The organism is Glutamicibacter sp. MCAF14 (genome assembly GCF_052114325.1).
Taxonomy (GTDB): Bacteria; Actinomycetota; Actinomycetes; order Actinomycetales; family Micrococcaceae; genus Glutamicibacter; species Glutamicibacter arilaitensis.
On sequence record NZ_JBFREO010000002.1, the window covers coordinates 102,083 to 126,562 of the forward strand.

Annotated in this window: 26 protein-coding genes; 17 read left to right on the plus strand and 9 right to left on the minus strand. The window is 58.5% G+C overall.

Features of this window, described 5'->3' with window-relative positions:
* Positions 1 to 16: 16 nt before the first annotated feature.
* The 3 genes from AB4Y71_RS02990 to proC are packed head-to-tail and all read left to right on the plus strand — an operon-like array spanning position 17 to position 2,762.
* Entirely contained in the window at positions 17 to 1,036 is a 1,020-nt protein-coding gene (locus AB4Y71_RS02990) for a Ppx/GppA phosphatase family protein (protein WP_013349812.1), read from the plus strand.
* Positions 1,037 to 1,090: 54 nt separating this feature from the next.
* Complete coding sequence (locus AB4Y71_RS02995) at positions 1,091 to 1,915, plus strand: sugar phosphate isomerase/epimerase family protein (RefSeq protein WP_441717863.1); 825 nt, start codon at positions 1,091 to 1,093, stop codon at positions 1,913 to 1,915.
* A 4-nt stretch (positions 1,916 to 1,919) separates the two neighbouring features.
* Positions 1,920 to 2,762 carry a pyrroline-5-carboxylate reductase gene (gene proC / locus AB4Y71_RS03000; RefSeq protein ID WP_441717866.1) on the plus strand — a complete coding sequence of 281 codons (843 nt, stop codon included), beginning with the start codon at positions 1,920 to 1,922 and terminating at the stop codon, positions 2,760 to 2,762.
* A gap of 76 nt (positions 2,763 to 2,838) precedes the next feature.
* On the opposite strand, the gene AB4Y71_RS03005 is transcribed toward proC, so the two are convergent.
* Positions 2,839 to 3,510 (minus strand): potassium channel family protein, encoded by a 672-nt coding sequence (locus tag AB4Y71_RS03005; protein WP_013349809.1) that lies wholly within the window; start codon positions 3,508 to 3,510, stop codon positions 2,839 to 2,841.
* Positions 3,503 to 4,936, minus strand: a complete 1,434-nt coding sequence (locus AB4Y71_RS03010; RefSeq protein WP_441717869.1) for a TrkH family potassium uptake protein — start codon at positions 4,934 to 4,936, stop codon at positions 3,503 to 3,505. The genes AB4Y71_RS03005 and AB4Y71_RS03010 overlap by 8 nt, the downstream gene beginning before the upstream one ends.
* Before the next feature lie 206 nt (positions 4,937 to 5,142).
* On the opposite strand from AB4Y71_RS03010, the gene AB4Y71_RS03015 reads away from it, so the two are divergent.
* The 5 genes from AB4Y71_RS03015 to AB4Y71_RS03035 all read left to right on the plus strand — a co-directional run bounded on the left by AB4Y71_RS03015 (position 5,143) and on the right by AB4Y71_RS03035 (position 9,107).
* Complete coding sequence (locus AB4Y71_RS03015; RefSeq protein ID WP_102597307.1) at positions 5,143 to 6,312, plus strand: acetoin utilization protein AcuC; 1,170 nt, start codon at positions 5,143 to 5,145, stop codon at positions 6,310 to 6,312.
* A 101-nt stretch (positions 6,313 to 6,413) separates the two neighbouring features.
* Positions 6,414 to 6,851, plus strand: a complete 438-nt coding sequence (locus tag AB4Y71_RS03020; protein ID WP_102597308.1) for an ArsR/SmtB family transcription factor — start codon at positions 6,414 to 6,416, stop codon at positions 6,849 to 6,851.
* A gap of 190 nt (positions 6,852 to 7,041) precedes the next feature.
* Positions 7,042 to 8,385 carry an NADP-specific glutamate dehydrogenase gene (gene gdhA / locus AB4Y71_RS03025; RefSeq protein WP_013349805.1) on the plus strand — a complete coding sequence of 448 codons (1,344 nt, stop codon included), beginning with the start codon at positions 7,042 to 7,044 and terminating at the stop codon, positions 8,383 to 8,385.
* Between the two features lie 259 nt (positions 8,386 to 8,644).
* Complete coding sequence (locus AB4Y71_RS03030; protein ID WP_013349804.1) at positions 8,645 to 8,869, plus strand: helix-turn-helix domain-containing protein; 225 nt, start codon at positions 8,645 to 8,647, stop codon at positions 8,867 to 8,869.
* Between the two features lie 139 nt (positions 8,870 to 9,008).
* Complete coding sequence (locus AB4Y71_RS03035; RefSeq protein WP_005504750.1) at positions 9,009 to 9,107, plus strand: 30S ribosomal protein bS22; 99 nt, start codon at positions 9,009 to 9,011, stop codon at positions 9,105 to 9,107.
* Positions 9,108 to 9,209: 102 nt separating this feature from the next.
* On the opposite strand, the gene AB4Y71_RS03040 is transcribed toward AB4Y71_RS03035, so the two are convergent.
* Positions 9,210 to 10,016, minus strand: coding sequence for an HAD family hydrolase (locus tag AB4Y71_RS03040; protein WP_013349803.1), 807 nt, complete (start codon positions 10,014 to 10,016; stop codon positions 9,210 to 9,212).
* Between the two features lie 62 nt (positions 10,017 to 10,078).
* On the opposite strand from AB4Y71_RS03040, the gene AB4Y71_RS03045 reads away from it, so the two are divergent.
* A complete protein-coding gene (locus tag AB4Y71_RS03045) occupies positions 10,079 to 10,324 on the plus strand; it encodes a glutaredoxin family protein (protein WP_102597309.1) in 246 nt (81 codons plus the stop codon).
* Between the two features lie 27 nt (positions 10,325 to 10,351).
* Entirely contained in the window at positions 10,352 to 11,026 is a 675-nt protein-coding gene (locus tag AB4Y71_RS03050) for a redox-sensing transcriptional repressor Rex (protein ID WP_441717872.1), read from the plus strand.
* A gap of 116 nt (positions 11,027 to 11,142) precedes the next feature.
* On the opposite strand, the gene AB4Y71_RS03055 is transcribed toward AB4Y71_RS03050, so the two are convergent.
* Entirely contained in the window at positions 11,143 to 11,919 is a 777-nt protein-coding gene (locus AB4Y71_RS03055) for a hypothetical protein (protein ID WP_441717875.1), read from the minus strand.
* A 173-nt stretch (positions 11,920 to 12,092) separates the two neighbouring features.
* On the opposite strand from AB4Y71_RS03055, the gene AB4Y71_RS03060 reads away from it, so the two are divergent.
* The 5 genes from AB4Y71_RS03060 to ccsB are packed head-to-tail and all read left to right on the plus strand — an operon-like array spanning position 12,093 to position 16,837.
* The gene (locus AB4Y71_RS03060) at positions 12,093 to 12,755 is read left to right on the plus strand and encodes a histidine phosphatase family protein (RefSeq protein WP_441717878.1); all 663 of its coding nucleotides are present in this window, start codon (positions 12,093 to 12,095) and stop codon (positions 12,753 to 12,755) included.
* A gap of 6 nt (positions 12,756 to 12,761) precedes the next feature.
* The gene (locus AB4Y71_RS03065; RefSeq protein ID WP_013349798.1) at positions 12,762 to 13,385 is read left to right on the plus strand and encodes a TlpA family protein disulfide reductase; all 624 of its coding nucleotides are present in this window, start codon (positions 12,762 to 12,764) and stop codon (positions 13,383 to 13,385) included.
* Between the two features lie 8 nt (positions 13,386 to 13,393).
* Positions 13,394 to 14,149 (plus strand): cytochrome c biogenesis CcdA family protein, encoded by a 756-nt coding sequence (locus tag AB4Y71_RS03070; protein ID WP_441717881.1) that lies wholly within the window; start codon positions 13,394 to 13,396, stop codon positions 14,147 to 14,149.
* The gene (resB, locus tag AB4Y71_RS03075) at positions 14,149 to 15,777 is read left to right on the plus strand and encodes a cytochrome c biogenesis protein ResB (protein ID WP_441717883.1); all 1,629 of its coding nucleotides are present in this window, start codon (positions 14,149 to 14,151) and stop codon (positions 15,775 to 15,777) included. The genes AB4Y71_RS03070 and resB overlap by 1 nt, the downstream gene beginning before the upstream one ends.
* Positions 15,770 to 16,837: a c-type cytochrome biogenesis protein CcsB gene (gene ccsB / locus AB4Y71_RS03080; RefSeq protein WP_013349795.1), complete on the plus strand. Its 1,068-nt coding sequence runs from the start codon at positions 15,770 to 15,772 to the stop codon at positions 16,835 to 16,837. Before resB ends, ccsB begins: the two co-directional genes overlap by 8 nt.
* Positions 16,838 to 17,022: 185 nt before the next feature.
* Here ccsB and AB4Y71_RS03085 read toward each other — a convergent pair whose 3' ends face one another.
* On the minus strand, positions 17,023 to 17,472 hold the full coding sequence (locus tag AB4Y71_RS03085) for a PLD nuclease N-terminal domain-containing protein (RefSeq protein WP_417364926.1): 450 nt from the start codon (positions 17,470 to 17,472) through the stop codon (positions 17,023 to 17,025).
* 53 nt (positions 17,473 to 17,525) lie between these two features.
* On the opposite strand from AB4Y71_RS03085, the gene AB4Y71_RS03090 reads away from it, so the two are divergent.
* Entirely contained in the window at positions 17,526 to 17,816 is a 291-nt protein-coding gene (locus tag AB4Y71_RS03090; RefSeq protein WP_013349793.1) for a DUF4229 domain-containing protein, read from the plus strand.
* Positions 17,817 to 17,951: 135 nt separating this feature from the next.
* Here the strand turns inward: AB4Y71_RS03090 and AB4Y71_RS03095 are convergent, their stop codons facing one another.
* The 3 genes from AB4Y71_RS03095 to AB4Y71_RS03105 all read right to left on the minus strand — a co-directional run bounded on the left by AB4Y71_RS03095 (position 17,952) and on the right by AB4Y71_RS03105 (position 21,031).
* On the minus strand, positions 17,952 to 18,836 hold the full coding sequence (locus tag AB4Y71_RS03095; protein WP_441717887.1) for a 1,4-dihydroxy-2-naphthoate polyprenyltransferase: 885 nt from the start codon (positions 18,834 to 18,836) through the stop codon (positions 17,952 to 17,954).
* A 76-nt stretch (positions 18,837 to 18,912) separates the two neighbouring features.
* Positions 18,913 to 20,040 (minus strand): AMP-binding protein, encoded by a 1,128-nt coding sequence (locus tag AB4Y71_RS03100; protein WP_441717890.1) that lies wholly within the window; start codon positions 20,038 to 20,040, stop codon positions 18,913 to 18,915.
* A 28-nt stretch (positions 20,041 to 20,068) separates the two neighbouring features.
* Positions 20,069 to 21,031 carry a 1,4-dihydroxy-2-naphthoyl-CoA synthase gene (locus AB4Y71_RS03105; protein WP_396231143.1) on the minus strand — a complete coding sequence of 321 codons (963 nt, stop codon included), beginning with the start codon at positions 21,029 to 21,031 and terminating at the stop codon, positions 20,069 to 20,071.
* A gap of 185 nt (positions 21,032 to 21,216) precedes the next feature.
* Between AB4Y71_RS03105 and AB4Y71_RS03110 the strand changes: the two genes are divergently transcribed.
* Positions 21,217 to 22,656, plus strand: coding sequence for an amino acid permease (locus tag AB4Y71_RS03110; protein ID WP_441717893.1), 1,440 nt, complete (start codon positions 21,217 to 21,219; stop codon positions 22,654 to 22,656).
* An 82-nt stretch (positions 22,657 to 22,738) separates the two neighbouring features.
* On the opposite strand, the gene AB4Y71_RS03115 is transcribed toward AB4Y71_RS03110, so the two are convergent.
* Positions 22,739 to 24,166 carry an MFS transporter gene (locus AB4Y71_RS03115; RefSeq protein ID WP_441717896.1) on the minus strand — a complete coding sequence of 476 codons (1,428 nt, stop codon included), beginning with the start codon at positions 24,164 to 24,166 and terminating at the stop codon, positions 22,739 to 22,741.
* Positions 24,167 to 24,480 lie beyond the last annotated feature (314 nt).

Here is a 24,480-nt window from a genome sequence, read left to right on the forward strand (position 1 = left end):
TAACGAGGAGCGCACCATGAGACTCGGTGTATTGGATATCGGTTCGAATACCGTCCACTTGTTGCTCGTCGATGCATATCCAGGCGCACGCCCGGTTCCCTATGCGTCGCACAAGCGACCCCTGTCCTTGGTGCGCTACCTCAACGAGTACGGCGCCATCACCGAAGAAGGCCAAATTGAGCTGATCTCCTTCATCAAGGAAGCGGCCAAGTTCGCCCAAGGCCACCAGGTCGAGGACTTCATGGCCTTCTGCACCTCGGCGATCCGCGAGTCTTCCAACGGTGCTGCCGTACTTGAACGCGTCGAAGTTGAAACCGGCGTGAGCTTGATGGAACTGACCGGTGAAGAAGAAGCGGGCATGACCTTCTACTCGGTACGCCGCTGGTTCGGTTGGTCCTCGGAATCCATCTTGAATTTGGATATGGGGGGCGGTTCGCTGGAGTTGGCCTTAGGCGTTGACGAATTCCCGCAGACCGCTTTCTCCGTGCCGCTGGGCGCGGGACGGCTGACTCGGGAATGGCTGCCCAATGACCTGCCTTCCATGAAGGAAGTCAAGGAGCTTCGCACCTACGTCCGGGACGTGCTTTCCGACCCAACCACCGAACTGCGGCAGTACGGCAAGCCCACGCTGGCCACCGCGACCTCCAAGACTTTCCGTTCACTGGCTCGCATTACCGGAGCCGCGCCCAGCGCTGAAGGCCCGTATGTAAAACGCACGCTGCATCGAGACTCGTTGAAATTGTGGACCAACCGCTTGACAGCGATGAGCTGGGCAGAGCGTGCCGAACTGCCAGGTGTTTCAGAGATCCGGGCACCGCAATTGCTTGCTGGTGCCATCGTTGCTCACGAAGCGATGAGTGCTTTGAAGGTGAAATCGGTGAGGATTTGCCCTTGGGCTATCCGTGAGGGCCTGATGTTGCGTCGTTTTGATCACGTGATGTTTGACTCGGCGACACCGCTCAGTAGTAGCGTTGGAGTTGGGGAAGTAGCTCTGGATAGCGAGAAGTATAAATTTCTCGCCAAACCCAGCAGCTAACCTTCTTGGCTAGACGGTGTCCGCACCAAGGGCACGGTAACAGGAGGCAAGAGCATGGAAGACCAGAAGAGCACCATGAGGGTACCAATTACCCTCTCTAGCGCGTCAGTTTATCCACTGACCGTCCATGATGCCTTTGCGATGGCCAAGGACGTGGGGTACGACGGCTTGGAAGTGCTCATCACCGGCAACGCGGCCAGCCAGTCCGCTACCGCGCTCAAAGCCTTGATGGACAAGTACCAGTTGCCTATTATGGCCATCCACGCGCCGACCCTGCTGCTGACCCAGCAGGTTTGGGGTTCTGCATGGGCCAAAATCGAGCGTTCGGTGATCCTTGCCCAGGCAGTCGGGGCAAGCGTCGTGGTCGCGCATCCGCCTTTCAGATGGCAGGGATCCTATGCCGAAGAATTCGGTGAAGGGGTCCAAAGGCTCCTTGACTCCACTGGAATGAAAATTGCCGTGGAGAACATGTACCCTTGGCGAGCCCGCGGCCGCGAAGCGAAGATGTACCTTCCGCACTGGAATCCAGTGCCGCAAAATTACCAGTATGTGACTTGGGATTTCTCCCACGCAGCCATTGCCAATATGGATTCGCGCCAAGCTGTCGAAGACCTCGGCCAGCGCCTTGCCCACGTACACCTGTGCGATGGGCTGGATAACGGCAAGGATGAACACTTGGTGCCAGGGTTAGGCACGCAACCGGTGGCGGAAACACTGGAATATTTGCGTGACACCAACTGGACGGGAACGGTCGCGGTCGAGGTCTCCACCCGCAAGGCCCGCAACGCAGGACAAAAAGAAGAATGGTTGGGAAAAACCCTAGAATTCGCCCGCAAGCACTTAACAGTCGGTAGTGACCCTGCGTCAATGACACAATAGCCATATGAGTGAAGCAACAAAGAATCTGTCCCTGTCCTTCCTCGGCGCCGGATCCATGAATGGCGCCATCCTGCGTGGCATCATCGCATCGGGCCACGATCCACAGCTCATTACCGCTACCGTGCGCAGCGATAACCGCGCCTCTGAGTTGCGCGAATTGGGCATCAACGTCTTGGTCAACGAGCAAGACTCTGAAGCTAACAAGAAGGCTGCCGCCAGCGCGGACATCATCTTCCTGGGCGTGAAGCCAGTGGGAATCACCCAGATGTGTGAAGAGATTTCTCCGTCGCTGGATGCCAGCAAGGTTGTTGTTTCCGTGGCAGCAGCAATCACTCTGAGCAGCATGCAGGCTCACCTGCCAGCAGACCAGCCAGTGATCCGTTCCATGCCGAACACGCCCTTGATGGTTGGGGCCGGAGTCGTTGGCATCAGCCCGGCGGCCAGTGTGAGCGAAGTTCAGACCAAGCTGGTCATCGAATTGCTCTCCGGATCCGGCGACGTGCACGTCATCGATGAAGAACAGCAAAATGCGCTGTCGGCCATTTCCGGTTCTGGCCCGGCCTACGCCTTCTACCTGGCTGAAGCCATGGCTAACGCCGGTGTGGCCATGGGCTTGGATGAAAAGCTTTCTATTGCCTTGGCACGGGCCACCGTGGCCGGGGCCGGCAAGATGCTTGCTGATCCAGAAGCGAACCCGGCAGCGCTGCGCAAAGCCGTGACCAGCCCGAAGGGCACCACCGAGCAGGCCATTGCCACCTTCGATGAGCAGGGCATTCCCAAGATCATCGCTGCTGGCACCCAAGCAGCAGCAGCTCGGGCTGCACAACTCAGCGCGGAACTCGGCTAGGCACCAAGAGAACAAACGGCGGTGGSCGGCAACCAAATGAGGTTGCCGGCCACCGCCGTTCTTGGTGCTTCTGGACCTAGGGGCGTGCTGCGAATCGTTCGAGCAAGTCCACATGCCCGGAGACGATCAATACGTCTCGACGCGTCACCATGGTGTCAGGCATCGCGTAGGTGAAATCTTCGCCGGGGGACTTCACTCCGACGATGGTCACGCCGTATTTCGAGCGAACCTGGGATTGGGCCAAAGTGAAGCCCTGGGTTTCCTTCGGCGGATACATTTTCACGATGGCGAAGCCATCATCGAATTCGATGAAGTCCAGCATGCGGCCCCCGACCAAGTGCGCGGCACGAACGCCAGCATCAGCCTCGGGGTAGATGACGTGGTTAGCGCCGATACGGGTCAGGATCTTTCCGTGTGAAGGCGTAATGGCCTTGACCCACAAGTGCTCGATTCCCAGATCCACCAGATTCACGGTGATCAGCACCGAGGACTCGATCGAGGTACCTACGCCCACCACAGCAGAAGAGAACTCCTGGGCACCAAGCTGGCGCAACGCATCGATGTTAGTAGCATCGGCGGCAACCACGTGGGTCAGGGTGCTGGCCCACTGCTGCACAAGCTCCGGGCTGCGCTCAATGGCCAACACTTCGCGCCCCTGCTTGACCAGCGTCTCGGCGACCGAAGCACCGAAGCGGCCCAACCCAATGACCAATACCGGGGCATTGTGTTCTATGTTCTTGTCAGCCAATGAGCGGCCTTTCTTCTGGAAGTCTGAACAGTGTATTGCGGTGGCGCATGGTCAATGCACTGGCAAGGGTAATACTGCCGATACGTCCGGCAAACATCAACGCGCTCAAGACATACTTGCCGGCAGGAGGCAGTTCCTGCGAAACCCCACTGCTCAGGCCAACGGTAGCAAACGCCGAGATGGACTCGAACAGGGCACGCGAGAAGCCTATCTCCTCATCGATGGTGACCAGTGCGCCGGTAGCGAGCATCACCAGCGAAGCGCCCATGGCGACCACGGAGATTGCCACGCGCATGGTTCCCTGCGGGATCCGGCGTCCGAAGGCGCGTGCGTCGACGTCACCACGCACTTCAGCCAAAATCGCTAGGAACATCACGGCTATGGTGGTGACCTTGATACCGCCAGCGGTGGAGGCCGAACCGCCACCGGCGAACATCAGAGCATCGGTGAGCAAGACGGTGACCTGGTGGATGTCATTTTGATCTACCAAGTTGAAGCCACCAGAACGGGTCATGGTGGACGCGAAGAGTCCATGGATGACCTTGTCTCCGAAGGACAACCCGCCGATGGTCTTGGGATTGGCCCATTCGAAAATCATCCACAGCAAGGATCCGGCAAAGAGCAAGATCGTGGTGGTAAGCACTGTCAGCTTGGTGTGCAGGTTCCATTTCTTCACATTGAACTTATGCGCCAGCAGCACCATGATCACTGGGAAGCCCAATGAACCGGTAAAGACCGCGGCCATCAGCGGTCCCAAGATCCACAGGTCGGTCTCATAAGGCACCAGACCATCGGAGTGCGGGGTAAATCCTGCGTTGTTGAAAGACGACACGGCATAGAAGAGTCCATGCCAAATGGAAGACAGGACGCTTTCACCCAGGATGTAAAAGCGGGGAATCAGAAATAGTGCGATCACTGCCTGCAGGCTGACTGCAGTGAGGATCACGATGCGCAGCAATGAACTGATTTCGCCAAGCGCCGAGGCCCCGGAACTGTTCATCGAGTTCTGAGCCATCAGCTTGGCGCGCACACCCAGCTTGCGGGATACCGCCAGGGACATGATCGAGGCCAAGGTCAAAATGCCCAGACCACCCATGAACGTTGCGACCAACATGATCAGCTGACCCACAAATGACCAGTGCACAGCGGTGGAAACGGTAGTCAAACCGGTTACGCAGACCGCGGATACCGCAGTGAACAATGCGTCATGCAGTGCAGTGGCCTCGCCGGTGGCCGAAGAGAACGGAGCCGCGAGCAAGGAGGTGAAGATGGTGATGGCCAAGAGGAATGCGCCCAAGGTCAAACGTGCGGGGGAGCGCACGGTGAAGTCGGCAACTGCGATGCGAACTGCCAGCCACTTCTTGCGACGCTGTTCACGCATTTCAGCTGCCCGAGCGCTGGGGCTCGATGCGCTGGCTGTGCTCATGTAGTACTCGCCGTTTCCTTGGGAACAGTTCTTTACGAAGACGGACAGGTAGTCCTTCTAGTAATTTACGCGTTTCCACCGCTAAACGCTTGCGTTGCCCGCCTGAAGAGCCGACAAGCCGTGCAAACTGCCATAAATTCATGAGTTGGATCACCATCGGGTAGCCTGAAATCGTGTTAGATCCAGAGCATGCCCCACGGCCAACCATGGTGATGTGGGATGAACAGTTCCTGAAGTACAAATTCAGTGACTGGCATCCGATGCACCCTTCACGGCTTGAACTGACTTATCGACTCAGCGACGAGCTGAAAGTTCTTGATGAGCAAAATGTCAAGATCCAGGCTCCTGAAATCGCTGAGGACGCGGTCATCGGCACGGTCCACGATCAAAGCTACATCAATCAGGTGCGCCGCGTTAGCGAAGACCCGACGCTGGTAGCTGAGGAATTCGGCCTGGGCACCGAAGATGACCCGGTATTCGCCGGAATGCATGAAGCCGCCGGACGGATAGTCGGTGGCTCGGTCATAGCTGCCGAAGCCATCATGGATCTGGACGTGGTCCGCGCGGTCAACTTCGCCGGAGGCATGCACCATGCGGCCAAGAGCAAAGCCAGCGGTTTCTGCATCTATAACGATGCAGCAGCGGCAATCCACCGGATGCTGGAAAAGGGCGCCAAGCGCGTGGTCTACATCGATGTGGATGCGCACCATGGCGATGGCACGGAGTCGATCTTCTGGGATGACGAACGGGTACTTACCATCTCACTGCATGAGTCCGGGCTGTCGCTATTTCCCGGTACGGGATTCGCCAATGAAATTGGTGGCAAGAACGCCGAAGGCAGCGCCGTGAATGTTGCGCTGCCGGCCATGACCGGGGACTCGGGGTGGATGCGTGCGTTCCATGCAATCGTTCCGCAGCTGGTGCGGGCCTTCAAACCCGAAATCATCGTCTCCCAGCACGGCTGCGATGCGCACCGTGATGATGACATGAGCAACTTGAAACTCTCAGTTGATGCCCAGCGCCAAGCAGCCCTGGACATCTCCCAGCTAGCAGATGAGCACTGCGAGGGCCGGTGGCTGGCTACCGGAGGCGGCGGATATAACGCCACCGCAGTCGTACCGCGCACGTGGACGCACCTGACCGCAATTGTTGCGGGTAAGCCGATGCCGCTGCGTACCTATGTTCCAGAAACTTTCCGTCGATATGTATTGGAACGGTATGGACGGGCCATGCCATACCTCATGGGCGATGACGCGCAATTATGGTGGCGCAATTGGGAAGTTGGATATGATCCTGCCGATCCGGTGGACCGGACCATTATTGCTACGCGCAAAGAAGTCTTTCCGTTCTTCGGCCTGGATCCCTGGTTCGACTAGGACCGTATCCGTGCGACCACAGGGCGCAACAACATGGCTTCCCAGCCATTTGGGCGCGCAAATTGATTGCCATTTGGTCATATGCCGTTAGGGTTATGTGTGTGGCAATTGACGAAGTATTTTCGGCGTTGGCTGAGCCAACCCGACGAAAGATTATCGAGGCGCTTAAAAACGAGCCGAAGGCCGTGGGCACTCTGGTTACCGAACTGGAGATCTCACAACCGACCGTTTCTAAGCACCTGAAGGTTTTGCGCGAGGCTGAGCTGGTGAGCATGACCGCTGCTGGGCAGCGCCGTATCTACAGCATTGATACCTCTGCATTGGAAGACCTGGTGCACTGGTGCGCGGATCTGGTACCGGTTCAAGCCCCGAGCCAGGAGCTTGCAACCACAGAGGCTGAAGCCGACGGGCAGCTGGCTGCAGCGGCTAATCCGACCGCTGGTCAGATCGGTCGCCGCGTTGGCCAAGGTTTGGAACAAGTCACTGGACGTGCGCAGGAATTCTTTGAGAAACTTCCACGATTTGGCCGTCGACGCTAGCTGTTGACCAGTGTTCGGCGCTGCAACCATGCAAAATGGTCAATCATTTAAGTTACGCGCGCAATCCTGTTTTATAACATGAAAATTTTGTTCAGAATGCTCAGCATGGCATTCTCGTGTGCGGGGCAGTGACGCCGGCTATGAGGCCCCTTGTGCGCCCGTGCCTGCCCCAAGTGATGAGGAGAAAAACTTGGATAAGCACTTAGCGACGATTCGCGACGAAGTCTTCCGCCGCAATCCCGGCGAAGCAGAATTCCATCAGGCCGTCACAGAAGTATTCGATAGCCTTGAAGCAGTATCGATCAAGCATCCTGAATACGCTGAGGCCGCGATCCTGCAGCGTTTGTGCGAACCTGAACGCCAGATCATCTTCCGCGTGCCATGGGTTGACGATGAAAATCGTGTACAGATCAACCGTGGCTTCCGCGTCGAATTCAACTCGGCTCTGGGTCCATACAAGGGCGGTCTGCGTTTCCACCCATCGGTATACCTGGGCATCGTCAAGTTCCTGGGCTTCGAGCAGATCTTCAAGAACTCGCTGACCGGCATGCCTATCGGCGGCGGCAAGGGCGGCTCGGACTTCGACCCACGCGGCAAGTCTGATGGCGAAGTCATGCGCTTCTGCCAGTCCTTCATGACCGAGCTTTACCGCCATATCGGCGAGTACACCGACGTGCCAGCAGGCGACATCGGCGTGGGCGGCCGCGAAATCGGCTACCTCTTCGGCCAATACAAGCGCATCACCAACCGCTACGAGTCCGGAGTGTTGACCGGCAAGGGCCTGAGCTGGGGCGGTTCTCTGGTTCGCCCAGAAGCCACCGGCTACGGCGCAGTGATCTTCACCGAAGAAATGCTCAAGACCCGCGGTCAGAGCTTTGATGGCCAGCGCGTGATCATCTCCGGTTCGGGCAATGTGGCAATCCACGCCATCGAGAAGGCCCAGTCACTGGGTGCGAAGGTTGTCACCGCTTCCGACTCGGCTGGTTACATCGTTGATGAAGGCGGCATCGACCTTGAGTTGCTGCGCCAGATCAAGGAAGTCGAGCGCGGACGCATCTCTGAGTACGCCGAGCGTCGTGGCAGCAAGAAGGTCAAGTACGTTTCCGGAGGAAGCGTCTGGGACGTTGCCGGTACCGTGGCTTTGCCATGTGCAACCCAGAACGAGCTGGGCGCCGCGGCTGCCAAGAAGATGGTCGCTGCCGGCACCATCGCCGTGGCCGAAGGCGCCAACATGCCTACTACCGCTGAAGCGACTTCCATCTTCCAAGACGCAGGGGTGCTCTTTGGCCCGGGCAAGGCAGCTAACGCCGGTGGCGTTGCTACCTCGGCTCTGGAGATGCAGCAGAACGCCAGCCGCGACTCGTGGACCTTCGAGCACACTGAGCGTCGTCTGAGCGAGATCATGGTCGGCATCCACGCAAGCTGTGCAGCCACCGCAGAAGAATACGGCATGCCAGGCAACTATGTTGCCGGTGCAAACATTGCTGGCTTCGTGAAGGTGGCTGATGCAATGCTGGCTCAGGGCGTCATCTAGTAAGTGAATTTGATCCAATCCGTGGGTTTTCACTGGGGATTCTCAGGGAAAACCCACGGATTGTTTCGTTTAAGCATCAAAAAATGTGATTCAAAAGGCTACAGGTGTGTTTCGTGATGCAAAAGTTACAAAAGTGCGATTAGACTAGTGCAAAGCGAATGTGAACCTGAACCGTCGATGTTGATCCAAAGCCGTGTAAGTTCATCTTCGCTATTATTTACGCGACGAATTAGAGATCAGCGTCAGGAGATTATCCCGCATGACGGATAAACAGAATTTTGCCGGAGCCCGTTTCATGACTGTGGCCGAAGTGGCCGACATGATGCGTGTTTCCAAAATGACCGTTTATCGGCTGATCCACGCAGGCGACTTGCCTGCTGTTCAGTTCGGTCGCTCCTATCGCGTTCCGGAAAACGCCGTGGAATCTTACTTGAATGCTGCGGCCATTGATCCGCAGCACGGTACCGGTTCTTACGGTCGATAGTCCGCGCGATGGTCAGAGCATGGCCGAAAAGCGGGTAATCTGTTAAGGAACGTTTAACGTCGGGTCAACCTTGTCCTTGTGCACGCGCGCAAGCAGGCGTTTGGGGTTGACGCATTTATTTAGTTTGTGAGGAACCATTATGGGCTCTGTTATCAAGAAGCGCCGCAAGCGTATGTCGAAGAAGAAGCACCGCAAATTGCTTCGCAAGACCCGCCACCAGCGTCGCAATAAGAAGTAAATCTACTTCTGAGCGTTTGCCGCTAGGCAATCATCGCCACCGCTTCACAGTGAAACTGTTGAACGGTGGCGATTGCTTTATCTAAAGCCGCTCAGTGCCCTTCTAAGAGCCGGAACGGCGCAGGATTGAACGTCGAGCCGCCCAGAGCGCCCCAAGCACCCCAGCGGTCTTCAGGCCGAGTTTGGCGGCACGCTGACCGGTCCGGAAGTCATAGACCTGCCATCCGCGGCGCTTGGCATAGGCACGGAGCCGCGCATCGGGGTTGATGCACACCGGATGGCCCACAGCTTCAAGCAGCGGAACATCATTGTAGGAATCTGAGTAGGCCCAGGACTTGGATAGCGAGATGCCGCGAGCCTTGGCCAGGGTGCGTACCGCCTGAGCCTTTTCCGCCGCATGCAGGATCGGGCTGGACAGCGATCCGGTGTAAAAACCGTCCTCGCTGGCCACTACCGTGCCCAAAGCACCGGTAAGTTCCAAACGATCTGAGATGACATTCGCCACTTCCAGGGGAGTGGCCGTGACCAGCCAGACCTCGCGTCCCACCGTGCGATGCTGGCGCGCAATAGCCACCGAACCGGCCCACAGCTTCGGCTCGATGTATTCGTCGTAGATCTCGTTTCCAATCTTCTCGATCTCGGACACCGGGATGCCCCGCACCATCATCAGCGCACGGTCGCGAATCTGATGGATATCGCCTAGATGTTCGCCGCGTGCAGCAAAACGCAATTGCTTCAGGGCGAACCAGAGGATTTCACGGAACTGGAAGAAACGGCGCTCATGGAGCTTGCGGGCCAGCAGATACAGCGACGCACCACGCACCAGGGTGTTATCGACGTCGAAGAAAGCGGCAACCGTATCCGGAGCTACGGAAGAATTCGGGTTCAGGTGAGGATCGATGGAAGGCATTTGATCCAGTTTATTTCATCGCCAAGTTTAAGCGTGGTTACGGCTCGTGAGATTATGGACAGGTGAGTACTTTGCATCAGATTCAGCTGTTGGTCCGAGAAGGCTGCCACCTGTGCCAGGCCGCACGCGAAACCGTGGCTGAGGTGACGGGCCGCTTGCATATGGAATTCTCTGAACTCGATATTGACCAGGATCCGCAGTTGCTTGCCAAGCACCATGAGGAAGTTCCAGTCTTGCTGATCGACGGCGAAGTTCGGGACTTCTGGCACATCGATGCCCAACGCCTGGAACGGCTGCTGAGCAGCTAGCTGCTACCGAATAAATGATTTTGCGTTGTGCTCGAAGAGAGCACCGAAAAGTGCGGGAGAACGAAAATGTCGGAGCTTGAAGCCCGGGTGTTGCCTGAGGCCACGCTGGCTCGACTGACCCAGTACCTGCGCGCGCTAAATGCCTTGGACGCCCAAGGACTAGAACGCACCAGTTCCGGGGTGCTGGCCAAAGAAGCTGGCGTGAACCCCTCGATCCTGCGCAAGGACCTTTCCTGGCTGGGTTCTTATGGAACCCGCGGGGTCGGCTACGTGGTCCGTGAACTTGCCGAACATATCAGCCGCACGCTGGGCTTGAACCAGGACTGGCGCGTAGCCATCCTTGGTGCAGGTAACCTCGGCCGCGCGCTGAGCGGCTATGCAGGTTTCAAATCCCGCGGCTTCAACGTCAAGGCCATCTTGGATATCGACCCTGCGCTGGAGGGCAAAGCAGTTGGCGAGCTGCACGTGGAAGCCATCGCAGACCTGGCAAACGTTGTCCAGCGCGAAGAAATCAACATTGCCGTGCTGGCAATCCCTGGCGATGCCGCCCAGGACCTGGTTTACGAACTAGCTGAGCTCTCTGTCCGCTCGGTCCTGTCCTTCGCACCTAAGCCGCTGCGCGTTCCAGAGGGAATGAATCTGCGCCGCGTGGATCTGTCCACCGAACTGCAGATCCTGGCTTACCTCGCGGTCCAAGGCTGAGCGCAAGACTAGACCTGCGCTAACGACGAAAGGCGTAGCTGCCTCATCCTTATTGCGGATGAGGCAGCTACGCCTTTTCGTGCTTCTGGGCTTAGAAGGCAAACCCCAGCGCGCGTTTAGCGGTAGCCAGCCCGGCGGGCCATGCGGCGCTGGGCAATGTACTCCGAGGATGGACGCAGCCAGGCAAAGACTACGCCGGCAACGCCCAGCAAGATTCCCACTACGTACACCGCGTTGATCAGGCCTGCTTGGGTATCAGCGAACATGCTGACCATTGGAACCGTGGTGACCAGATTCAGCAGTGAAAGCGCTGCAAGGATCGTGGCGAGAATGCGCATGCCACCTACGCCGCGGCCAACGAAGAAGCCCACCAGGAAGTACAGGCCCAAGGTAATGATCATGCCGACAATCACGAAGCTGGAGATCATCGAATTGACCTGGGCCATGAAAGCTTCAGGACTTTGCATCATCTGTTCAACGAGCGGATCCTTGTTCATCCCCGGGGTGCTTTGCATCTGGTTCTGGAATTCTTCCTGAACCAGCGACCACTGCTGGCCGATCATGTTGGCCATCATGTTGGAGGTGGCCATCAGCCAGCTGCTGAGGGCACTGAAAATACCTGCAAGCATGATCAGCCCGAAAGCAATAGCCAAGGTCCGAGGACGCTCGACCGGTGGTTGCACCGCGGCATAGCCGCCCTGGGCAGCGTACTGGTCGTAGCCCGGTGCCTGCGGCTGCCCATAAGGATTGGGATTCTGTCCGTACGGGTTCTGCCCGGCAGCCGAGGGCTGCTGGCCGTAAGGGTTTTCGCCGTACGGGTTCTGCTGCGAACCCTGGCCCGCGGAATCCGGGTTGTATGGCTGTCCCGGCTGGTTAGGATCGTTATTGCTCATGGTGCATCCTTCTGGGTCGAACTGTCTTATTACCAAGCGTAGTGGCAGAGGATTGTGAGCAAGCCCTCCGAAAGGATGGTTTTTCCATATGGGATTCCAATGCGTGTCCTGTGAATAGTTGACGGTGGCCACATATTGCCTCTTTTGCATCGAATATTTGAGACACTGGGAGCATGCCTTTATCGACTGTCCATTTGTTGCGCCATGGGGAAGTTTTCAACCCTGACCGTATGCTCTACGGCCGGATCCCCGGCTTCGGGCTCTCGGAACTCGGGTTCCAGATGGCTGACGGGGCAGGCGAATATTTTGCCAAGCGCCAAGCCGAAGGCGGCAACGTCGTTCGGTTGGTCGCCTCGCCGCTGGTCCGTGCCCAGCAGACCGCTGCTCCGGCATCCAAGGCCTTGGGCTTGGAGATTCACACCGATGAGCGCGTGGTTGAAGCTGGCAACAAGCTCCAGGGGCTGTCCAAAGTCGCCGAGCATCTGCGCAAGCCAAAATACTGGCCGCTGCTGGTCAATCCGTTAAAGCCCTCGTGGGGCGAACCATATGCCGAGCAGGTAGCGCGCATGCGCACCGCCATGGCGGAGCACCGCAAAGCCGCGGTGGCTGAACATGGCGAAGGGGCGGAAGTCATCATCGTCAGCCACCAGCTGCCGATTTGGGTCACCCGCCGCGACGCCGAGAAGAAGCCGCTGTGGCATGATCCGCGCCAGCGCGAGTGCACACTGGCTTCGATCACCAGCTTTGATTTCGAAGGAGACGAATTGGTCTCCGTGCGTTACACCGAACCGTGCCCCGAGCTGCTAGCCGGCGCGGCGAATATTCCGGGAGCCTAAAGCAAAATGACAGATCCTGTGCCCAATCCTGGCCCGTTCAGCCGCCGCACCATGCTGCGTACGCTCCTGGTTGCCGCGGCCGTAGTGCCGCTGGCTGCCTGCAGCGGCAAGGAAGATGCGCTGACCGCACAAGCCAACAGCGGCGACGGCAAGAACTACATTGCCGGCGATGGCGCCGTTGAAGAATACGAAGTTGCCAAGCGCAGCGAACCGGTCACCATCAAGGCGTCCACCTACCACGGCACCGACATCGATTTCACGCAGTGGCAGGGCAAGCCGGTCGTGATGAACTTCTGGTATGCCGCCTGCGCACCGTGCCGTATCGAGGCACCGGATTTGAAGAAAATCGCTGAAGAGTTTGGCGAGAAGGTCGAATTCATCGGCGTCAACGTGCGCGATGAAGCCGAAGCTGCCAAGGCCTTTGAACGCACCTTCGAGATTCCTTATGAGTCGATTCAGGATACCGATGGGAACATCCAGCTCGCGATGACCAAATACGTTCCGCTGCAAGCTGTTCCATCCACCCTGGTGCTGGACCGCCAAGGCCGGGTCCGCGCCCGCGTCATCGGTGCCGTGGAGCCGAGCACGCTCAAGTCATTGATCAACACCGCTCTGACCGAAGAGTTGTGAGCTGATCAGTGACCACTAATCCATTCGCCGACATCGTCCTGGACGGGTCGTTGCTCCTTGCCGCCCCGGTGGCATTGCTGGCCGGATTGGTCTCCTTCCTTTCGCCCTGCGTGCTACCGCTGGTGCCGGGCTATCTCGGCTATGTCACCGGGCTGACCGGCGCGGATCTGAAGGAACACCGCCGTGGCCGCGTGGTTCTGGGCGTATTGCTGTTCGTCTTGGGATTCTCCGTGGTGTTCATCGCCGCCGGAGTGCTCTTCAGCCAGGCCACCTCATGGCTGAAATTCAACGGCTCCTGGGTCACTCAGGCATTGGGCCTGGTGGTGGTCTTCATGGGCATCGTGTTCATGGGCGGCTTCTCCTGGATGCAGCGCGATCGCAAGATCCACAAGCGCCCACCAGCAGGACTGTGGGGAGCCCCGGTACTGGGCTTGACCTTCGGGCTGGGCTGGGCACCGTGCATCGGACCGACCTTGAGCGCGGTATTGATCATGTCCACTGGCGTGGATGCCAACGTTGGACGCGGAACCCTGCTGACGGTGTTCTACTGCCTGGGCCTGGGATTGCCCTTCATCCTGATCGGGATGGGAATGCAACGCGGCATGCAGGCACTGGGATTCTTCCGCAAGCATCAACTTTTCATTATGCGTTTGGGCGGGGCGCTACTCATTGCCCTGGGCGTGGTCATGATGACCGGCCTGTGGGGTACGTGGGTCGCAGAACTGCAAAACTGGTTTGCCAATGAAGTGAGGTTGCCAATTTAATGGCGAAACAACAACGGAAGTCCAAGGGGAGCGGTGACGCGCCTGCCTTGGGATTCGTCGGCTCCCTGCGCTGGATCTGGACCCAGCTGACATCGATGCCAACAGCATTGTTCTTGCTGTTGCTGCTCGCGGTCGCTGCGGTACCCGGCTCCATTTTCCCGCAGCGCGATGCAAACCCTGAATCTGTCGCCCAGTACCTGGAACAGCACACCGTCGCTGGCCCATGGCTGGATCGATTCCAGATGTTCGAGGTGTACTCCTCGGTGTGGTTCTCCGCGATCTACATCCTGCTGTTCATCTCGCTCATTGGCTGCATCGTCCCGCGTGTGAAGAAGCATGCCAAGGCACTGCGCACGCCGCCGCCACGCACCCCTGCTCGGCTTGAACGCCTGCCGCAGTACGAATCGCACGAAATTCTTGAAGGCGAAGCGGACACCCCAACCGATGCGCAGGTCATCGAGGATTCCTTCAAGATCCTGAAGAAGCGCGGCTACCGCGTGGAACGACGCAGTGATGCAACCGGTGAATCGGTTGCCGCCGAACGCGGCTACACCCGGGAAATCGGTAACCTTGTCTTCCACATTTCCCTGATGGGAGTGCTCGCTTCGGCCGCCATCGGCGGAGCCTATGGCTACACCGGCCAGCGCGTGGTGGTCGAGGGAGAAACCTTCGTCAACTCGCTGGTCAGCTACGACTCCTTCACCCCAGGCACCGGATTCAACGCCGATAACCTGCCGCCTTTCGCGGTGACCCTGGATAAATTCGACATCATCTTCGACCGCGAATCCGAAAGCCACTTCGGCCAGCCGCTGGACTTCACCGCCCACGTCACCGTGCGCGACTCCGCTGATGCTCAGCCTGAAGAGGACGACCTGAAGGTCAACCACCCGCTGCGTATCAGCGGTGGCGATGTGTACCTGGTCGGCAATGGCTACGCACCGGTGATCACCGTCAAGGACGGCAAAGGAAATGTTTCCTATTCCGGTCCAGCGGTCTCGATTCCCCAGGATTCGGTCTATACCTCGATGTTCGTCTTGAAAGTGCCAGATGCTGAACCTTCGCAGCTGGGCTTCCAAGGCTTCCTGCTTCCCACCGCGCTGGTGGATGAAAACGGATTCGGCATCTCTGGGGATCCCAATGCCATCAACCCGCAGCTTCACCTGAACTCCTACTTCGGAGACCTCGGCTTGGACGATGGAAATCCGCAGAACGTGTTCGTACTGGACACCGACAAGATGGATCCGCTCAACAGCCGTGATCTGGATGCCGGCGGCATCATCCTCGAAGCCGGGCAGACCTACGAACTGCCAAACGGCAAGGGATCGATTACCTTTGACGACCTGAAGCGCTACGTTGCGCTGGACATCAACTACGACCCGGGAAAGCTGCCAATCGGCATTTTCTCAGGTCTGGCACTGATTGGCTTGGCAGTCTCGCTGTTCACCCCGCGTCGCCGCGTTTGGGTAAAGCTGAAGCATGAAAACGGCAAGCGTACTATCGAATATGCAATGCTGGCACGTGGTGAAGATCCACGCCTGGAACGCGAAGCTGCAGAACTACAAAAGATCTTCGATAAGGCTTGGCCACTGGCCAGCCAGGATCAGAACCAAGGAGCAGTAAATGGGTAACGCCGGGGCCTTAGCGCCCATCAATGAAACGCTGGGTGAATACAGTCAGCTGTTCATGCTGCTGGCCGCCATGGTCTATGGCGTAGTCTTCATCATTTTCGCTTTGGACCTGGCCAAGACCAACAAGTCCATCAGCGAAATGGATTCCGAAGCGCTCAAGCGTGATGAGGAACTGCTGGTCAGCGTGGGCAGCAGCGCAGTGGGTGGCAAGGGCCGTTCACGTCGCACCGCTGTGCAGCGTGCAGATAACGTCGGTGAGCACATCGTGACCGACAAGATGGAATACACGCAGTTCTCGGCCAAGCGCCCCACCGCGCGCATCGCCGTGGTGCTGATGTGGCTGGCAGCGGTCCTGCACGGCGGGGCCGTCATTGCCCGTGCGGTGGCCGCAAACCGTGTGCCATGGGGCAACATGTACGAGTTCCTTTCCACCGGTGCTTTCGTGGTGGCCTTCGTCTTCCTGATTGTGCTGTTCTTCAAGGATCTGCGCTTCCTGGGCTCGTTCATCTCCGGCCTGGTGACCTTGATGCTGTGCGGTGCGACCATCGGCTTCCCAACTCCAGTTGGCCACCTGGTTCCAGCCCTGCAGTCACCATGGATCGTCATCCACGTATCCATCGCAGTGCTGGCCTCGGCACTGTTTGCCATCAGCTTCGCCATGAATGTGCTGCAGCTGGTGCAGCACGCCCGCATGAACCGCCTGGCTGCCGGCCAGAGCGACAAGCTGCCATTCATGCGCGTGGTGCCAGGTGCCGGTGCACTGGAGAACTTCGCCTACCGCATCAACACCATCGGCTTCGTGATGTGGACCTTCACCGTGATTGCCGGCGCCATCTGGGCTGAAGCCGCGTGGAGCCGCTACTGGGGCTGGGATCCGAAAGAAGTCTGGTCCTTCGTGATCTGGGTGGTCTACGCAGGCTACCTGCACGCCCGCGCCACCGGTGGATGGACCGGCCCGCGTTCGGCCTGGTTGTCGATCATAGGCTTCCTGTGCGTGATCTTCAACTTCACCATCGTGAACATTTTCTTCGACGGCCTGCACTCCTACGCCGGCGTCTAAGCCAGTTCAACCCCGCACGCAGCGAGCGTTTCCCCTTCCTTGGGGAAACGCTCGCTGCGTTCGTTAACGGCCCTTGTGCACCGCCTGGAGCGCTGCGCAGCGCTGACGGCTGCACCCGGGGTACAGCAAAGCCCAGCAGGCGCTGGGCTGCGCTGCTGGGCTTCAGGCTGGATGCTTAGAAGAAGCTAGGGTGTCTCGGTGTCCGCGGGGCCGTTCTCGGTGCCCTCGGACTTGTTCTTGCGTTCAGGGTCTGCAGTGGGCTCAGTGGCCTCAGGCTTGGCTGGACGCTTCGTTTCAGGCTTCGGCTTCTGCTCGCCATCTTTGAGTTCTTGCTCACGTGCAGCCGCCTCGGCTTCACGTTGCTGCTGTCGACGCCAGACCTCAAGCTGGCGAAGGAAATCCTCGTCATCATCTGGAGCCATGGACTTGGTCGCCGTGGCAGCTTGGGCGGCAACCGGACGGCCCAAAATGAACCACAATCCGGCTCCGATCAGCGGAAGGAGAATGATGACCGCGAACCACGCAGGCTTAGGCAGCGAACGAACGCTGCGGTTATCAGCGCGTGCGCATTCGATCAAGGTGTAGATCGTCAAAGCAACCGAAACCACTGCGGCGAAAATTAAGAAGCGGACCATGCCTCCATTCTAGTGATATTCCTGTTCACAGGTTCATCGGTAGACTTGAGACTATGCAGTTTGTGAAATATACCGTTATCCGTTTGGGCATTTTCCTCGCCGTTTTCGCCGGCCTCTGGATGGGTCTGAAGTGGCCAATCTTCGTTTCCGGAATTATCGGCCTGATCGTGGCCTTCGCGGTGGCCTATCTTTTCTTCAATAAACTTCGTCTACAAGCGAACGAAGACGTCCGCAAGGCCTTCAATAAGACCTCGGCGAACAAGACCAAGATGCAGCTGGCTGATGAAGCAGTTGAAGATGAATTCGACGAATCCCAGCGCAAGCACGGTCCGCAGGCCAACTAACTTGCCGTGCGCGGATTTGCCACGAACTGTACCCACGCCAGCAGCTCTGGCGGGATGAACTTTTAAAGGCCTTGGGCTGGCCGGATCAGATGATCCGGCCAGCCCAAGGCCTTTTTGCGCAGTGTTCGACGGCGGCTAAGCGAAAACCTCGATGACGATAGCCAAGGCGAAGAGCAGGGCGTACACCATGTTCACGATGCCGGTCTGCTTGAGCACCAGCACCAGGTTGGACAGCTTCTGCTCACGCAACATCAGCAGCGACGGAGCCACCGCAGGGATGAAGGTGATCAGGATCAGCCACATCCATGGGAAATTGCCGGTGGCCAGCAAGGGCAGCAAGATGGCCAGGGCCAGCATCAGCACGTAGCTCAGGCGGGCATTGTGTTCACCCAGGCGGACCGCCAGGGTGATCTTCCCGACCTCTTTATCGGTGGGGATGTCCCGGACGTTGTTGGCCATCAGCAGTGCGCAGCCAATCAGGCCGGTGCCGATAGCTCCCCACAGGGACGGGAGGGTCAGCTGGTTGATCTGGGTGTAAGTGGTGCCCAAGGTGGCAACCAAGCCGAAGAAGATGAAGACGTAGATATCGCCCAGGCCACGGTAGCCGTAAGGGTTCTTGCCGCCGGTGTAGCCCCAGGCGGCGAAGATCGCGGCAACTCCAACCAGCAGCAGCGGCCACGCCGAGGAGAGCACAACCAGAACCAGCCCGCAGATCGCGGCCAGGCCGAAGCAGCCGAAGGCGGCGTTGCGTACGTTCTTCGGTGCGGTGAGCTTGGAACCGGTCAGACGCAGCGGGCCCACGCGTTCATCATCGGTGCCGCGGATGCCATCGGAGTAGTCGTTGGAATAGTTCACCCCTACCTGCAGCAGCAGGCCCACCAGCAGGGCCAAGACGAAACGGAACCAATGAACGGTTTCTGCTTCACCGAGCGCAGCCGCGGTGCCAATGACAACCGGGGCAATGACGATAGGCAAGGTGCGCAAGCGCGCTCCAGAAACCCACTGGGAAAGTGTGGCCACTTTCTGTCCTTTCAAGGGCAAATAAAAACTCGTACCCTCTAGTTTCCCGCGATTAGGCGTGCAAGGCGAATCGAGGCTAGCCGCGGATGCCTAGTTCCTCGATGACTTGTTGCCGGTTGAACTTGCCATTAGGCAGCTGCGGCAAGCCCTGGGGGTAGTGCCGCACGTGCTTGGGGACCGCTTCCTTGCCCAAGGTCCGGCGCACCGCATCGAAGGCCTCGGTGGTGCTTGTCGGCCCCGAATAAGCCAAGCCGACGCTTTGGCCCCATTGCGTATCGGGCACCGGAACCACCAGAGTTTGGGAGAAGAATTCTTCGAGCAGCCCTTCAATTTTCGATGCTGAGAGCTTGACGCCTCCGGAATTGATCACATCGTCGATGCGTCCAATGATTTTCAGCCGCGCACCGTCAACGGTGCCCAAATCATCGGTGAGGTACCAGCGGGTCCCATCGCGTTCGACGAAATGCTCGGCCGTAGCCTCGGGCGCATTAGCATAGCCATCGGCCAGCATCGGCCCGGCGACCCAGATGCGTCCATCATGTTCTGCCAGGGTGACCCCGGGCAGGGCCGCGCCGTTGTAGACCAATCCGCCGGAGGTTTCCGACGAACCGTAGGTCTGGAAAATCTTCAGCCCATGATGGCGGGCTGAGACCAGCAGATCCTTGCTGGCCCGCGCACCGCCAAGCAGGATCGCGTCAAAACGCTTCAGCGCCTGCAAGGTCTGTGCGCTGGGCTGATCCAGCAGCCGGGCAAGCTGGGTGGGCACCAACGAGGTGATCCGGCGTGTGTCGATCATTTCATTGGCTGCCGCGGTGAAGGCGGTGGCCGAGAAGCTGCCGGTCGTGTCCATCACCACCGGCTTGGTGCCAGCGAACAGGGAACGGGTCAGCACGCTCAAGCCGGCGACATAGTGCACCGGCAAGGCCAGCAGCCACTGGCCTTCAAAGCCGAGGAACTCGGCCGTGGCCTGCGCACTGGATGCCAGAGCCGAGACGCTGAGCACCGTGCGCTTGGCCCGGCCGGTGGAACCGGAGGTGCGCACCACTGCCATGGGCTGCTCGAAGCCCGGCAGGTCCGAGGCCGAAAGGTACTGGATGCGCCAGCCGCGGGGGCTGGACTCATCGGCCAATACCTCAACGGCCGGGCCCTCGTCGTTGGCCGCGTCGGCCAAGGCTGCCAGCAGTTCTGCTAGTTGTGCGTCCATATCCGGTTCTCGTTCCTTCGCCGACGATTTAGAAGTAGTAAGGGTAGTTGGACCAGTCAGGGTCGCGCTTGCCCAAGAACGCGTCGCGTCCTTCCACTGCTTCATCGGTCATGTAGGCCATGCGGGTGGCTTCACCGGCGAAGACCTGCTGCCCGGCCAAGCCGTCATCGGCCAGGTTGAAGGCGAACTTCAGCATGCGGATGGCCTGTGGCGATTGGCGGGCAATATCTGCCGCGTATTCCAATGCCACTTCTTCCAGGCGCCCGTGCTCCACCGATTCGTTGACCGCACCCATGCGGACCATGTCGTCGGCCGAGTATTCGCGGGCCAGGAAGAAGATCTCGCGAGCGGTCTTCTGCCCTACCTGGCGGGCCAGCAAGGCTGAACCGTAGCCGGCGTCGAAGGAGCCGACGGTTGCGTCGGTCTGCTTGAACTTGCCGTTCTGCTTCGAGGCGATGGTCAGGTCTGAGACCACGTGCAGCGAATGCCCGCCGCCGGCGGCCCAGCCGTTGACCACGCACAGCACCACCTTGGGCATGGTGCGCATCAGGCGCTGGACTTCCAAGATGTGCAGGCGTCCGGCACGGGCCGGGTCGATGGACTCGCGGGTCTCACCCTCGGCATAGCGGTAGCCGTCGCGGCCGCGAATGCGCTGGTCCCCGCCGGAGCAGAAGGCATGTCCGCCGTCTTTTTCCGACGGACCGTTGCCGGTCAAGATCACGGTAGCGACATCGCTGGTCATCCGTGCATGGTCCATGGCCCGGTAGAGCTCATCTACGGTGTGCGGGCGGAAGGCATTGCGCACCTCTGGGCGGTCGAAAGCGATGCGCACGGTAGGCAGGTCTCGCACGATGTTTCCCTGGGCGTCACGCTCCACCTGGCGATGGTAGGTAATGTCGGTGAAGTCGAAGCCTTCAACCAAGCGCCAGCGCTGTGGATCGAAGACATCAGAGACCTTCTTGGGCAAAACGGAATTATTCAGGCTACTCACCCTATGCATGCTAGTCGGTTTCGTGCCGAACTCTAAGAAAGCAGGCGTAGACTTTTCACGGCTTAAGACGCAAATGGGCGCGATATTTCCGCCGCCACGCTTCAGCCCGCCTTTTGGATCACGGGATTCATTTCACGATTTTTGTACCGGTTCAGCCTCTGGACCAGTGAGTCAGGAGTTCATCTATGCCATCTGGAGTGCATCACCGGGAAGATGCAGAAATCAGCGCAGAGGGTTATAAGAAATCCCTGAGCCGTCGCCACGTCCAGATGATCGCCATTGGCGGAGCCATTGGTGTGGGATTGTTCATGGGCTCCGGTGGCCGGTTGGCATCCACCGGTCCGGCCCTGGTGCTGTCCTATCTGGTAGCCGGTGCGCTGGCCTACCTGCTGATGCGGGCGTTGGGAGAGCTGATCATGTATCGGCAGACCTCCGGATCCTTTGTCTCCTACGCGGCTGAGCTCTTCGGTCCCAAGGGCGCTTTCGTTTCCGGCTGGATGTACGTGCTGAATTGGATCATGACCGGCATTGCGGAGCTGATAGCGATTGGCTTGTACTTCCAATACTTCTTCCCGAATATCCCGGTCACCGTTTCGGCGTTCTGCGCGTTGCTGCTGCTGGTGTCAATTAACCTGTTCAGCGCCAAGGCCTTTGCCGAATTTGAATTCTGGGCAGCGTGCATCAAGGTCACCGCGATTATCTTGTTCCTGGCGGTGGGCATCTACATGGTGGTGACCAATGCGCAGGTAGGGGAGCACACAGCATCGGTTTCCAATCTCTTTATCGGAGACGAGAATGGCCAAGGTGGCTTGTTCCCTCGCGGCTTCTTTGTCAGCATCCTGGTGCTGAACGCGGTGATCTTCGCCTACAACGCCATTGAACTGGTGGGTATTGCCGCCGGTGAGATGGAGAACCCAGAAAAGGAAGTTCCCTCTGCGATCCGCGCCGTAGTAGTCCGCATCCTGGTCTTCTACGTAGGCAGTGTTTCGCTGTTGGCCATGGTGCTGCCCTGGCATGAATACGAATCCGGGGTGAGCCCGTTTGTGACTGTCTTCGAGAAGATGGGGCTGGGCTGGGTTGGCAGTGCGATGAACTTGGTGGTCATCACCGCCGCGCTGTCTTCATGCAATTCCGGGTTGTACTCCATTGGACGCATTCTGCGCACCATGAGCGGGAACGGGCATGCTCCGCAGTGGCTGTCGAAAATGAACAAGCATTTTGTTCCTTCCGCCGGCATCATTACCGTGGGCGTGGTTTACCTGGCCGGGGTCATCTTGAACATCTGGCTTGGTGAATCCTTCGCCTTCGACCTTGCGTTGAACACCGCCTCCATCGGCGTGCTGTTCACCTGGGCTTCGATCTTCGGCTGCCAGCTGATGCTGCGCCGCAAGAAGGGCGCGGTGTCGTCACTGCCCATGCCAGGCTCTCCGGTTACTGGTTGGGTTGGCCTGGTCAGCTTGCTGATCATCACCGTGCTGATTTCCTTCGATACCCTGACCGGAGAAAATGGTGAGGTCTTCCCGGTAGGGCTCTACACCATCGCCACGATTCCGCTGTTTGCCGTGGTGCTGTGGATCGGCTGGCGTTTCGCCCGCAAGCATGCCAAATCGAGCACCAATTTCTAAGCGGGGAACCAACTCGCCTGAAACAGCCAAGGGGCGCATCTGCATAATGCAGATGCGCCCCTTGGCTGTTGTGTTCGAGTGCTTAGGAGGTTCGGGTTTCATCCTGCTTCACTGCAGCGAGGATGCCGGTGTCCAATGCATCGGGGATCTCGGTGCCGCGCAGCGAAGCACCTGCGGTTTCCGGCATGAACTTGATGGCGATCGCACCAATGACACATGCTGCCATCATGTAGATGGCTGGGAAGAGCAGGAAGCCGGTGGCATTGATCGCTGCCTCGTTGACCATGGCTGCGGTGCCACCGAAGATCGCTGTAGCGATGTTGTAGGTGATGGCAAAGCCTGCGAAACGCACATGGGAAGGGAACATGGCCGGGAAGGTTGCGGTAATCGTGGCTAGCTGTGGAATATAGAGCAGGCCCAGTACTGCGAAGCCGACAATGGCCAAGGCGAAGGACTGGCCCATCAGCCAGAACATTGGCAGCGCCAGCACGAACAAGCCGATCACCGAGGCGTACCACATTGGTTTTCGCCCGACCCGGTCAGAGAGCGAGCCGGCAAATGGAATGACCGCCATCATCGCTACCTCACCAATCAAGATGGTGGCCAGCGAAGCGTTGGGATCCAATCCCAGCTGGGTTTCCAGATAGGTAGGCATGTAGCTGAGCAGCGTGTAGTTCACGACGTTCAGTGCGATGACCAGACCGGTCATGGTCAGCATCGGGCGCCAGTAGGTCATTACCAGTTCCTTGAGCGAACCGCCCTGCTGGGCTTCGCCGGCTGCTTCGATCTCCTGGAAGACCGGGGTGTCCTCCAGCTTGCTACGCAGGTAGAGGCCGATCAGGCCCATTGGCAATGCGAGGAAGAATGGAATACGCCAGCCATAAGCCATCATGGCTTCTTCGCTGAGCATCACCTGCAGGCCAAGCATCACGGCCGTACCCAAGGCGAAACCGCCCAAGGTGCCGAATTCCAAGAATGAGCCGAAGAATCCGCGCTTGCGGTCCGGCGCATATTCTGCCATGAACGTGGCCGCGCCGCCGTATTCGCCGCCGGTGGAGAAGCCCTGGACCATGCGCAGCAGCACCAGCAGAATTGGTGCGGCGATGCCAATGGTTTCAAAGGTCGGCAGTACGCCGATGAGGAAGGTGGCCAGGGACATCAAGATAATGGTCAACGCCAAAATCTTCTTGCGTCCCAGCTTGTCGCCCAGTGGGCCCCAGACCAGGCCGCCAATCGGGCGGACCAGGAAGGAGAGGGCGAAGGTGGCCAGAGCCATGAAGGTGCCGCCCTCGGTGGGGAAGAAGTGGGCGGTGATATAGGTGACGGCTACGGCGTAGACACCGTAGTCGAACCATTCTGTCATATTACCCATGGCCGAAGCGGCGGTGGCCTTGCGTACTTCTTGCCGGCCTTCTTGGGTGTTCATGTCCGGACCAATGTCATGGTCAAGGTCTGGAGTGAAATTATGGGTATTCGTGTAGTCGTTTGGCTGGCTATTTTCCGGTTGCATCGCTGCTCCGTCGTTTTCAGCTTTCCGTCGACCGATCGTCCAAAGGCCAGGAAGTAATTCGTCGCCTTGGCCGCGGTCCACGATCTGGGATTTTCCCAGAGTCGGTTAAGTACCAGAGGGTATTCGAATCAATTTCTAATATCAACCACTGACATGGAATCGATTGGACACCGCGTGGGATAAAAGGCAATTAGAACAGCCAGGAGCAGCCCGGATGGCCAAGGGTTGAAAAAGTGCAATTGTGAAAATTTGCTGACCCGCGACTTTATTATTGAACGAATGGTCGGTAAGTTTAGGTGTTGAGAGTCACTTAC